The sequence below is a fragment of the Bartonella sp. AC158YNML genome (assembly GCF_042196725.1).
Lineage (GTDB): Bacteria > Pseudomonadota > Alphaproteobacteria > Rhizobiales > Rhizobiaceae > Bartonella.
The window spans coordinates 21,396-33,995 of the sequence record NZ_JBHIQU010000015.1 but is presented as its reverse complement, the minus strand read 5'-3'; the positions used below and the strand labels follow the sequence as shown (position 1 = coordinate 33,995).

6 protein-coding genes, 2 tRNA genes and 2 pseudogenes are annotated in these 12,600 nt (G+C 37.6%); 4 read left to right on the top strand and 6 right to left on the bottom strand.

Annotated features, from left to right (window positions below):
• Positions 1–95: 95 nt before the first annotated feature.
• Positions 96–169 (bottom strand) — tRNA-Gln (locus ACFIM1_RS07610).
• 248 nt (positions 170–417) lie between these two features.
• Here ACFIM1_RS07610 and ACFIM1_RS07605 point away from each other — a divergent pair.
• The 3 genes and pseudogenes from ACFIM1_RS07605 to ACFIM1_RS07600 form a co-directional block, all read left to right on the top strand.
• Positions 418–807: a VOC family protein gene (locus ACFIM1_RS07605; protein ID WP_375607407.1), complete on the top strand. Its 390-nt coding sequence runs from the start codon at positions 418–420 to the stop codon at positions 805–807.
• A 233-nt stretch (positions 808–1,040) separates the two neighbouring features.
• Positions 1,041–1,130, top strand: a pseudogene (locus tag ACFIM1_RS09540) (DNA adenine methylase); the annotation flags it as partial.
• 922 nt (positions 1,131–2,052) lie between these two features.
• Positions 2,053–2,263: pseudogene (locus ACFIM1_RS07600) on the top strand (DNA adenine methylase); the annotation flags it as partial.
• A 140-nt stretch (positions 2,264–2,403) separates the two neighbouring features.
• Here ACFIM1_RS07600 and ACFIM1_RS07595 read toward each other — a convergent pair.
• The 5 genes from ACFIM1_RS07595 to ACFIM1_RS07575 form a co-directional block, all read right to left on the bottom strand.
• Positions 2,404–2,474 (bottom strand) — tRNA-Gln (locus ACFIM1_RS07595).
• Between the two features lie 63 nt (positions 2,475–2,537).
• The gene (locus tag ACFIM1_RS07590; RefSeq protein WP_375609619.1) at positions 2,538–3,296 is read right to left on the bottom strand and encodes an ABC transporter ATP-binding protein; all 759 of its coding nucleotides are present in this window, start codon (positions 3,294–3,296) and stop codon (positions 2,538–2,540) included.
• Entirely contained in the window at positions 3,293–4,243 is a 951-nt protein-coding gene (locus ACFIM1_RS07585) for an iron chelate uptake ABC transporter family permease subunit (RefSeq protein WP_375607825.1), read from the bottom strand. The genes ACFIM1_RS07590 and ACFIM1_RS07585 overlap by 4 nt, the downstream gene beginning before the upstream one ends.
• Positions 4,236–5,192 carry an ABC transporter permease gene (locus tag ACFIM1_RS07580; protein WP_375607824.1) on the bottom strand — a complete coding sequence of 319 codons (957 nt, stop codon included), beginning with the start codon at positions 5,190–5,192 and terminating at the stop codon, positions 4,236–4,238. The genes ACFIM1_RS07585 and ACFIM1_RS07580 overlap by 8 nt, the downstream gene beginning before the upstream one ends.
• A 105-nt stretch (positions 5,193–5,297) precedes the next feature.
• Complete coding sequence (locus ACFIM1_RS07575) at positions 5,298–6,248, bottom strand: siderophore ABC transporter substrate-binding protein (RefSeq protein ID WP_375609627.1); 951 nt, start codon at positions 6,246–6,248, stop codon at positions 5,298–5,300.
• 200 nt (positions 6,249–6,448) lie between these two features.
• Between ACFIM1_RS07575 and ACFIM1_RS07570 the strand changes: the two genes are divergently transcribed.
• Entirely contained in the window at positions 6,449–12,184 is a 5,736-nt protein-coding gene (locus ACFIM1_RS07570; RefSeq protein WP_375609620.1) for an autotransporter outer membrane beta-barrel domain-containing protein, read from the top strand.
• Positions 12,185–12,600: the final 416 nt, after the last annotated feature.

Sequence of the window (12,600 nt, the reverse complement as noted above, 5' to 3'; positions counted from 1 at the left end):
GAGAACACCTTTAAAACTCTTTGAAAAAAAATGAATTGGTACAAAACCTAGTGGCAAAATATACAAAACCTGCTGGCTAGCTACATACAACCTGCTGGCTGGGGAACTTGGATTCGAACCAAGATTGACGGAGTCAGAGTCCGCTGTTCTACCATTAAACTATTCCCCAATAAGCCAATTTTACCATTTCTAGCAGATTCTATAGTGTAGGCAAGTGCAAAAAATCTTTAGATTATCAATAATAAAGAGCGATAGGGATATCATTATAATCCCAGTGGTGGCGGCCTCGATATTTTAGCATATAGCAATAAGTGAGTAAAAACATATAAATAGAGCACACCGCGAATGGAAGCATCACAAACTCTTATTGAAATATCCTCTATATAGGGGCAGTTTCTACTAAATCATGGAGAATTAATGAGTAATATTTCCACTTATCCTGTTACCCCAAACCTACAGTTGGTATATGTCTCAAACATAGAGTATTCTACAGCTTTTTATAAATTCATCTTCAAGAAAGAGCCTGTGTTTACTTCGCCACGCTATGTTGCATTTGCTTCTTCGGGGGATGCACTCTTTGCTCTCTGGTCAGGGGGCGATACGCCTGAGGAGAATGTGCCTCGTTTTTCAGAAATCGGCATTATGTTGCCAACAGGAGAGGACGTAGATAAGCTATATGCGGAATGGCAAGAGCAAACCACTGTTGAGATAAATGTTTTGAAGGAACCGTATACTGATGTATTTGGACGTACCTTCCTAATCAAAGATCCGGACGGACACATTATTCGTGTTTGTCCACTGGATTAAAAAGTTTGAGATCCGATCTTTAATCGCCTAAATTATAGTACCTCAATTATAATAATTATCTGTTTCCAAAACCTATAAGCTATGCACGCTAAGAGGCTTACTTGCGGCGCGTGGCTTATTCGTTCGGTGCTGTTCCATTTATATTCAGCCCCACAGCCTGCCTGTTTCCACAGGTGGTCTAATTGGTTTGGAGATCAGTCGGCGTTATTGCATGGCCAGTGATCAGTACTTGTAAAATCATAAAAGCTATCCCTCATCGCACTTATATTGAGCCTTTTATTGGAATGGGAGGAATATTCTTTACAAGGAAATTGATATCTTTATGAAGTTAAAAAGGCATTGTACAAAAACTAATAAAATAAATATATTAAGTGCAATTATTTTATATGAATCCACTTAAGAATCCATACTTTTATGCATGTTTGAATTGATCATTTTTTATATAGGATTGCCATGGATGTATAGATTATAAAAAGCAAATCATGATGCAAATACTATAACGCATGGGTGCATTCAAATGAAATGAAAAGCGGTTATTATTCATAACGTGTCATAAATTTTATGATACGTTTTTAAAAACGCTTGCTAAAAATTTAGTAAATGATAGGCAGGCATTATATAGATACTATCATCACAATGTTATGTCTTATCAAACCGAAAGCATTTCAATGATATAACGCAAGCAAGCGAGAAAAAACGTTTTAAAAGTTACAGTTTAAAAATACAAAACCAAATGAGCTCTCTCAAAATTTGGGGGCACCTATTGAAAAAAAAATGAGGCAGAAAAATTCAAAACCATTGTAACATCTAAGGCATGGGATTTTACTCAATTTTGTGTCAAAAGCTATAATGTTTAAAGATGGCTATTCCAAAGATAATGCTTCCAAAATTGAGTTGATTGATTTTGCCAACTCAAATTTGAGCTGGTTAATTTGCAAAGAAGTTACATTTGAGTGCAAAATGAAAAGATACTTATGAAAGCCTTATTGAGAAGACATTCATTTAAGATGCATTTTCTTTTGATAAGTTTTCATATTTCTAAATAGAGCCCTTGCAATATGATACGTTTTGTATATATGCATTCATTACTCCATTGTGGATGATTCATTTGAATCTTATAATCAATATCTGAAAGCCGCGTCATGTCATTTGGCTCGGCTTTCTTTTTTGAATTCTCTCTTTAGATAGGTTTATAGCTATTAGATAAGGCTTTCCCATAAACAGAGACAGATATACGTGTATTATTATGGAAAGGATTTATTTGCGAGAGGATTACCAGACGATGTTTGCTTTGCTTGTGCAATTAAAGGGAAAGTTTCTTCTCTCTCAATTATGTGCTTCAGATCCGAAAAATCTTTAGCCAATTTAAGATAAAAGGGGTTGGCACATCTTATACATGTGGTTCAAAGAATCCGCACCGGCTCAAGAGCTTATCATCTCAAATTGCAATTTTTAGAGGAAGAGAAAATATGCATTAAAGGGATTTTAAATAACCCTTGAAAGTTTTTGAAGATCCTTTGAAAAAAATAAATTGATGCAAAATCTACTTTCAAATTATACAAAACCCGATGACAAGCTACAATCATTAAATACGGGCTGGGGAACTTGGATTCGAACCAAGATTGACGAAGTCAAAGTCAGCTGTTATACCATTAAACTATTCCCCAATAAGCCAATTTTACTATCCCTAGCAGATTCTACGGTGCATGTAAGCGAAAAAAATTTTATGATTATCGATAATAAAGAGCGATAGGGATGTCATTAATTGTTTTGATTTGAATATCGACATCATAAATGTCTTTAAGAATTTTTGGTTGCATGATTTCTTTTGGAGTCCCACAATAGGCTGCTTTCCCATTTTTCAGTGCAACAATCATATCTGAGTAAGATGAGGCAAAATTAATATCGTGCATAACAATAAGAATGGTTTTTTTCAGTTCATCAGCTGTGCGGCGTAATTGCTTCATCATAGAAACGGCATGTTTCATATCCAGATTGTTTAATGGCTCATCTAAGAGAAGATAATCAGTGTCTTGGCAGATAACCATTGCTATAAAAGCGCGTTGACGCTGACCGCCAGAAAGTTCATCTAAAAAACGGTCTTGTAAATCTTGTAAGTCCAGATATCGTAGTGCACTGTCGATAAATTGTTTATCTTCATGTGTATACCAGCCTTTTGAATAAGGATAGCGCCCAAAACTTACTAAATCATACACGGTTAAACGGAAGGATAAAGGATTATCTTGACGTAAAATTGAGAGTTTTTGAGCCAAAATATCGTGAGGAATTTTATCAATATCAAAGCCGTCAATGTTAATTGTCCCTTGATGGTGCGGTAAAAGACGTCTTATCAGCATTAAAAGAGTTGATTTTCCCGAACCATTGGGCCCAATGAGAGAAATAATCCCCCCTTTTGGAAGATGAAGGCATAAATTATCGATAATCAATCGTGCTCCGTACGCCTTGGAAAGATGATTGATCTCAATCATTTTAATTTTCCCTTCATCAATAACATTAAGAAGACAATACCTCCACAAAACTCAATGATAAAACTTAAACGCCCTGCCATATGAAAAATTTGCTCTAAAATAAATTGTCCCCCCACCAAACAAATAATCGCTAATAATATTGCAATAGGGACAACAACACTGTGTTTTGTTTGAGGAGAAAGTTCATAGGAAAGATTGGCAACTAACAGTCCAAAAAAAGTGACGGGGCCTACCAATGCGGTGGAAATGGATACAAGAATGGAAACAAAAATAAGGACAGCTGTCGCACTTTTGTGGTAATTAACGCCAAGATTGAGAGCATTTTCACGTCCCAAAGCCAAAATATCAAGAAGATGACGTGAACGCCATCCAATCAAACTTACAATGAAGACAATGATTGTGGCAAAGCTTATTAATGACGTATTGAATTTATTAAAATTTGCAAACATGATGTCCGTTAAATTCATCATTTGGTCTGGATTTAATTGCAATTGCATAAACATGCGTAAACTGAAAAAAAAGCCGCCTAAAACAACACCAATTAAAAGCGTCAAGTGAAGCCCTTTTAAGCTTCCTGAAAAGAGCCAGCGAAAAAGACTTGTTGAAAAGATAATGAGAATGAGGGCTTCGAGAATGAGCTGCCCTTCTTCATTCAAAAAGGGCAAAGAAAGAGAGCCTACAAAATACAGCAGGATAGTCTTTATTAAAATATAAAGCTGATCAAATCCCATAAGTGAAGGGGTAAGAAGACGATTGTTAACAATTGTTTGAAACAAAACCGTAGAAACGCTTATTGCATAGGCAATAAGGAGCAGAGAGATAAGTTTTGTAAGGCGAAATGTCCATGTATAAACATTGATATTCCACGCCATGTAAAGACTAATGACAGTACATGCCATGATGATAAGCGTCGTTAATACACATATTGTTGTTTTTTTTCTATCCAAGATGCTTTCTCCAGCGTAAAAGGAGTATTATAAAAATAAAACTACCGATCACGCCCATCATGGTACTGATGGGAATTTCAAAAGAAGGTTGAATGATTCGTCCTAAAAGATCACAAATCAAGACCAATCCTGCGCCGCTGATTGCTACCCAAGGAGCGGTATAGCGCATATTATCTCCCATGAAACTTGAAACAATATTTGGAATAATCAACCCAACAAAAGGAATACGGCCAATGGTACAGACGACAACAGCGGTAATTGAGGCGACAATAAAAAGGCCAAAAAACATGACAACACGATAATTCAATCCAAGGTTATTGGTTAAATCTTCTCCCAAACTTGCAACCGTAAAGCGATCAGCCGTACAATAGGCCAGAATACAAAGGGGAAGGGATAACCATAAAAGCTCATATTTTCCTTCAAGAACCATCGCAAAACTGCCAAATAAGTAAGCTTGAAGAGAAGGAAGTAACATTTCATAATCTGCAATGGCATTGGTTAAAGAGCCAATAATATAACTTAGCATAATCCCTGTAAGGGGGACAATGAGAGCAGATTTTAGAGGAATGCGTTGCAATAAAAACATAAAAAGTAAAGTGCCTGCCATGGCAAAGATTGTCGCAACGACCATTTTTCCTAAAACAGGAACATCGGGCAAAAAAATCATAATAAAAAGAATGCCAAGGGAAGCAGATTCAACGGTTCCGACGGTTGATGGCTCGACAAAGCGATTGCGTGTTAATAGTTGCATAATCATACCTGAAAGTGCAAGTGCTGCGCCTACTAAAATGATTGCAATGGTACGAGGAAGACGCGTTTGCCAAAAAATAAGCCACGCATGGGGATCGGCTGCGAAAAGGTTAGAAGGTGAGACATCAGAATAACCAACAAAAATGCTGAGGATAGACAGGAAAATTAGAAGTGTTATGGTTATCCAGTAATTCTTCACGCTAAATCATTTTCTAACAAAATTTAATAAAAAAACAAAGGTTATTTTATAAACAACCTCTGCTTTTAAATTTTATTTATATAGCAAGCAAGCTCTTTCGTGCGCTTATTTGCTCTTTGTAAAGGCTTCATTGATCTGCTGTGCGGTTTCAATGAGTGCCGTTAAACCACCATTTGCACGATACCAGCTCCAAGAGTCCAAATAAATAATTTGGTTTTGTTTGCTTGCTGTTGTGCGGTGAACAAGCTCATTGTTGAGCAATTGTGCTGCGGATTGTCCTTCCCGCCCAATGGCTGCATCGCGATCAATCACTAACAACCAATCAGGATTGGTTTCAAGAATGAATTCAGGAGAAATGAGTTGTCCATGTTTTTGCACGGTAAGTTTATCGGTTGCAGGGGCAATTCCAAAAGCGGAGTGAAAAATATCGAAACGTGATTTTGGTCCGAAAGCACTGATTTTTCCACCAGAGGTCATGAGTATGAGCCCGGTGCCTTTTCCTTGGGTATTTTTATGGACTTCAGCAAAAGCTTCATTGAGTTTTGCAATTTCCTTTTCTGCTTCTTGTGTTTTGCCAAAAATTTTTCCAAGGATAGACACATTTCGTTTAATATCTTCAAGAGAATTTTCATTTTCTACTGTTAGATCAATTGTTGGAGCTATTTTGGATAAGTCTTTATATTTTGCTTGGGTTCTGGAGGAAATAATAATCAAATTGGGTTGAAGAGTGGCAATTTTTTCATAATCTGGTTCAAAAACGGTACCGATTCTTTCATATTTTTCATCATTAAATTGTTGTAGATAGGAAGGTTTTTTTCCTTCAGGAACGCCGATAACCGCTTTGATACCAAGACGATTCATATTATCTAGCGAGGCAAGATCAAATACAACAACCTTTTGTGGAGAAGCGGGAACAGAAGTTGTGCCTGAAACATGATTAATCGTTACATTTGTTTGAGTATTCGTATTTGCAATACCCGTCTGTGTCCATAAAACCGTTGCAAAGCTAATAGCAACCAGTAAAACAGAAGTCACCCATTTCATATGTTTTATCATCATGATTTTATCCTTTTATCTGATATTACAAGGGTTTGCACATTATAAAAACCTGAACTTAGGCATTTTTATGCACAAAATGATGCACCAATAAATAACACTATGTTGTAAAGTTGACTAACATATGTTACAAACTGTTCACTTACCTCATTTTCACTTAATTTTAGTGTTTTTGCAACATTATTTAGAAAGTTTGACATATGATCAATGTATTTAAAAAGCGTACAAGTCTGTATGCACTGACAACAAGTGCTTTCTTCTTTTTACAAGGTGTAGATATTTCTGTAGCAAGCAATCCTGCTCCTGCTGCGGCGAAGAAGGGAGATGCGGCCGCTGTTCAGGTTTATACGTGTAATGCTAAGAGTTATAATCTAGAAAATTCGCCGATTCTCTGTGCGGATGGGAAAAAACATGACATAAAATATAGTGCTATTCAGGTAACAAAAGTTAATGATAATGCCGTGGAGGTGCTTCCGAAAGTAACTGTTTTTGATAAGAATTCGCGAATGATGTTTCCTGTTGAGATGGAGGTGGCAGGGACAGTAGTTAATCTGAAACAGGTAGGGATTCGTAATGATGCACCTTTTGACAGTATTATGAATTATGTTATGGCGCAAGATACGGACTTAAGTAATAATTCTGGAATAAATTCTGAATTAGATGGTGGGAGTGCTGTCGTAGTAGGCATGTTATCGAAAGCTAATTTAACCAATTCAGGAATTAGGAATTTTGTTGTTGGACTTGAAAGTAAGAATGGTGGGAAGATTTCCATGGAGGATGGGAGTGTGACCCGTGTTCGTCATGGTGTTATGTCTTTTTCTCAATCGTTTGTTACATTAAAGGATACTCTTTTTGATGTTACAGAGAGTGTTGTGAGAAGTGTTGACTCTGGAGTAAGCATAAGTAAAGGGCAGATGTCTTTGAAAGAGGGCGGGATAGGGTTCATGGCAGAGAATAAGGGGGCTATTGTTGTAACAGACTCTCAAGTTCAGGTTTTTTCAGATTCAGACTCCTCTAAAGTGAAAGAAAATATAGATGAATATGAAGGCCCTGACAGTGTTGGTTTTCTGTTGCAGGATGGGTTCATGGCCTTTAATAAATCAAAATTTTCGGGTAATAATACGGCTTTTATGTGGATTCGTGATCAGTCCTTTAGTGATAATCCACGTAGTAATTTTTCTGCGGCGCCTGATGATTTATCCAAACTACAGCATGTATTTCCACCAGCAGATAATCAGTTTTTTGGCAACGTTAATGCTACTCTCACTTCGATTTTAGGAGATCAGAAGGCGAAGATGGGTGCGTGGAGACTTGATGCTTATATGAGTGAAGCAACGGTTGAACTAAGAGAATGGGAGTCTTATGGTATATACTTTGACAGAGGAAAAGAAAGTGAAGAAGAAATTGAAAAGCAAGAAGAGAGGAACAATGAAATTGTAGAAGTTTTACCGGAAGCACGAAGTGTAAGGCACTTAGTTTATTTGAACCAATCTTCAATCACCACATCAAGTGGTTTAGGCATTTATGGTGAAGAATCGGAAGGGATTGTTGTTTTAGATAATAATTCTAAGATTAGTGGTCGTGCATTATTGAAAGCTAGTTTTGGTTCTACACTATCAGTTTTTGCTCATAATTCTAAAATTTTTGGATCGGCTGACATTGATGAGAGTTCTAAGGCCAATTTTTATCTAAGCGGGGGGGCAGGATGGTATTTGGACCGAAATACATATTCAGGTTGGAAATCACCAGAAGCTAATGCTAATTGTGTAGATTCTTGTATTTCATCGATTACTCTTACAAATAGCTCTATTGGATTTGTACCTTTAAACAAAGATTATGGCGTAAACGCTAGTTATAAAACCCTTCGTATTGGAAATGGAAATGGGACGGTTTATAAAGCCTCTGGAGATTCTAAACTTTACTTAAATGTAAGTGCATCGCCTCTTAATGTTCAAACGTCTGATAGGCTTTTGATTCATGGTAATGTTGACGGAAAAACTAAAGTGTATGTGAATGACAAGCATATATATGATGTTTCAGGCGAACAAGAACCTCAGAAAAAAGTACCGGATCCAAATGGGGTGCAGAGGAGTATTAAGTCTAGTATTTCAATTATCCAAGTTTATGGAAACGCCAACACAGATTCTTTTACGTTAGCAGATGGTTATGTTACGATAGATGGTTCGCCTTATCAGTACGTTCTTCGTGCTTATGGTCCAGTTATTGCTCCAGGGATGGAATATTTTGATGCACGGTTGGCAAAGAATGAACAGATTTGGGATTTCCGTTTAGAAGGTAAAATACAGAATAACGGCAAGCAAGGCGGTGAAGATGATAATGTCTATCCTTCTGCATTCGACAGAGCTTTGGCAAAATATATGAGTTATGATATAAATTATCCGATACCAGGTGATCCTGAGTTTGTTGATAAGCTTTTGAAGGCTTCTGGAAGGGATGTATTTTCTATTCCTGCTACAGTGATTTTAAATGAAAATGGGGAAATGGTGGGCTACGATTATAGTTATCTTGATGGTATTGAGGATTATGAAGGTTTTGAATTTGAAGACAAAGACTATGAGTTGCAGACAACAGACAGAGAGGGTGGAGATTTAAGTATTGTTCTTCTTCAAGCTTCAAATGAAAATGCTGAGTATGGTATAGTAGAAGAAGATGAACTTACTCAGGCTGTTACGCCTTCTAATCCTGCATCTGTTGTATCTCCTACGTCGGAGAATTCTACGCTTGCAAGATCTGATACAGGTAGTTCTGATTTAGATTCTCTATTTACAATGGAACGCACTTCATCTTCTACGTTAGATGTTCCTACTGAGAAGCCTGTTAGCTCAAATGGAGAAGAGCAGAGTGTAGAAAGTTCTGCTTCTGCTACAGGTATTACAGTTGATACTGCTTCTAAGAGAGTGGAAGTATCTAAGGCTTCTTCTACTTCGTCTAAGCAAAAGGAGCCTTCGCCTAAGCAAGGTGGGGCAAAAACTTTAGGACGAGGACGTATTTTAACGATATCTGAGAAATCTCCATCTACTGAATCTGTAAATACACCTTCTTCTTCTACGAAAAGCCCTGAGGCTGTTTCCTCTATCCAGTCTATAGATTCTTTAGGGAGATCTCTGAAAGCTCCTTCTACGCTTGTTTATAGTGTGGTTCAGGAAGGTGTTTCTTTTCAGTGTGGTGATACTACACAGAATGGTGGTGGGGAGAAATCACAAGTTGCTTATTCGTGCAGTGATGGCAAATTATATACAATGAAAGATCTTACACTGAAGGCAAGTGGTAAAACTCAGCATTCTATGCATGCAAAAAATGAAAATACGATTATTAAGTTAGAGGCTGTTACCATTAGTGGTCCGGATTTTTCTAATTTGAATAATGGTATTGATTTGGCACAATCTGAGCTTGTGAGTGCTGTGCTTGCAGAAGAAAAAGCAGAGGTTGTTTTGGATAAAAACTCAACAATTCAATCTTCTGTAATTGGGCTTGAAGCTAAAAGTGGTGGAAAGGTTAAGATGAATGATGGAACGGTTAATGCTCGTTATGTAGGTGCTTTGGCAGGTTCTGGATCATCTGTTAATTTAAAGGGTACGAAAATTAACGTGATGGGGGATTTTGCTGCCGCTGGTCTGGCAAGTAAGGCTGGTGAGATAACCATGGATTCTGGAAGTATTGCTATCGAAAGAGGAGTGGCAGTGAGATCAGAATCTAAGGGCAGCATTAAGTTGGACAAAGTGAGCATTACTGCGAAAAAAGCGCAGGATAAGTCAGATTCCTCAGGGAATTTAGAGCGTGCAGCTTTTCTGTTAGCTGATAATGGTTCTGTTGATTTTAAGAATGGAAGCGTTGTGACTGATGCTCATGCTTTGTGGGTTGTGAATGGTAGTGGGAATGAGGCGGATTCTACTAGGAAAAAGAGAGCCTCTGACGTTCGTTCTGCTATGAATCACGCAAATATCGAGTCCTCTACTGTTAAAGTGGAAGGTGATGGGACTTATGGTATATACTTTGATGGAGTAACACAGAAAGAAGGAAGTAAACAAACTCGAGGTAAAGATTTAGCAACTGAGAAGGCAATTGTTAAACGGAGCGCTGTATCCACACAGGAGAAAACACCTATAGGCGTAACAGGGGCGATTTCATTGAAAAAAACTAAGTTTGAAGTTGCAAATGGTATAGCGATCTATGGTAATCATTCTGGTGGTCGTGTTTCATTAGAAAATAAAACAACTCTTGCGGGTGACTTCTTATTGAAAGCCGAGAATGATTCTAATATATTGGTTTCGGTTAATAATTCTATTGTTACAGGTGATGTTCGCGTTGATAAAAGTTCTTATGCAAAATTGGACTTGGTCAATAGTTCAGAGTGGATTCTAAAAAGAAGTTCACAGAGGAATTTGGGTGTTCTAGATTCAGGATGCGTAGATTCATGTGTTTCTGCTGTGAGTCTTGTAAATAGTGTTATTGATTTTAGAGCTTCGAAAACTCAAGGACAATATCAGACTCTCCATATTGGAAATGGAACAGGCAGAGTTTATGAGGCGCAGGGGGATGCTTTAATTCATCTCAATGCCCGTTTAAATCCTCATGATCCAAGCGATCAACAAGTAACGGATAGAATTGTTATTCATGGCGATGTTTCTGGAAAAACAAAAATACATGTACGAGGTGATGCAGGCAATGTAGGAAATGGTCAGGAGAATGCTAAGATTGCCCACAGTGTTTCAATTATTCAGGTCTATGGTCAAGCAAAGAAAGATTCTTTCCAACTTGATGGCGATTATGTTGCACTCATCAATTCACCTTACAAATACACTCTCCGTGCTTATGCTCCAGAAGCGACTTCGAAACAGGAGCATGTTCAGCAGAAATTTGTTAAGGATGGTGGCAAGTTTTGGAACTTCCGTTTAGAAAATCAGTATGTGAAGTCTGTGGGATCTGCTGGACTTCCTGAACAATTTGTCAGGTCTGTTGTTCCACAAGTGCCTACTTATCTTGTCTTGCCTAATAGCGTATTCCACGCTGGTTTGATGGATATCAGTAATCAAAACAAGCAGTTGGAGACATTACGGACAACTTCTAATGGAATGGTCGATGTTCGTGAGAATCCTGCTTTATACTTGCGCGGTTATGGTGGAAGTTACCGTTATACTTCAGATCTTTCTGCACTTGAATATGGTTATGCAGGTGATCTTAGTTACAATGGTGTAGAGGCAGGTGTTTTGCTGCAAACTATTGAAAATGCTGATACTGCTATGTCCTTTGGTGTTATGGGGATTTATGGAAAACTTTCTCTGCAACCTTTGGATGTTGACCAAAGTCAGAAGAGTGCATTTGATAAATGGACGGCTACAGTCTATGGGAGCATGCAGCATGATGCTGGCTTCTATGTCGATGGTCTTTTATCCTATGGTCTGTTCAAAGGTGATGTTCTTACCCTTGCACGGGGGAAGACAGCAACATTGAAGGGTAATCCTTTGAGTGTTTCCTTATCGGGTGGTCAGACAATTGCTACAGGATATAAGGATTTTGTCTTTGATCCACAGGTTCAGGTTGTTTATCAACATCTTCAGTTTAATAAGGTCCGTGATATTGACAATTTTGATATTGAAATGGGTAAACTTGATCAGTGGGTGGCACGTGTTGGTGGACGCTTAACCAAGGTTGCTACAGGCTCTGAAGGAGTGGATGCTGTTGCTTTCTACGGTAAGCTTTATCTTGCCCATGGTTTTGGAGAAAAACAGTCTGTGCATTTCAATGATGCTTTCAAGTTAGGAGCTTTTGGTTCTTCTCTAGAGGCTGGATTAGGTTTTAATGCCAAATTGTTGCCACAGTTCTCTCTGCATGCTGATATTCTCTATCAACATAAGCTTAATAAGGCTGGTTTTTCGGGAGCAAGTTTTTCCGGAGGAGTGCGTTATCAATTTTAATATAAGGTACAGGATGTACTTTTTGGAAAAGGCAGCACATTGTGCTGCCTTTTTTCTTTATAACAACTTGTGTTATTCTTAAAAGCTTCTCGTCTTATTGATGTGAACAAAAAAAGATATAGTTTGTTTTACGCATGAGAGCGTTTTTCTACGCTAAAGTGAATTTTCATAAAATTTTTGCTGTTGATGGTGCAATAGAGTGACTCACTTTTATGGGCTTTTTAAGAGTGCAGAGGGTATGCCATGCGTTACATTGTATTTTTAGGTAATGTATTTATTTATATAGATAATTTAATTTATTTTGCATGTTGAATGAGAGTCTTGAATATCATATGATTTTCTCATTTCAAATTTCTCTATGTTGAATCAATCAAAATCATTCGTTTGCACGTTACAAGCGAAATTAACATGTGGAT

What these genes read in the sequence shown, in the direction of transcription:
- ACFIM1_RS07605 (WP_375607407.1), top strand. Translation starts at nt 418, where the DNA reads ATGAGTAATATTTCCACTTATCCTGTTACCCCAAACCTACAGTTGGTA.
- ACFIM1_RS07590 (WP_375609619.1), bottom strand. Translation starts at nt 3,296, where the DNA reads ATGATTGAGATCAATCATCTTTCCAAGGCGTACGGAGCACGATTGATT.
- ACFIM1_RS07575 (WP_375609627.1), bottom strand. Translation starts at nt 6,248, where the DNA reads ATGATAAAACATATGAAATGGGTGACTTCTGTTTTACTGGTTGCTATT.
- ACFIM1_RS07570 (WP_375609620.1), top strand. Translation starts at nt 6,449, where the DNA reads ATGATCAATGTATTTAAAAAGCGTACAAGTCTGTATGCACTGACAACA.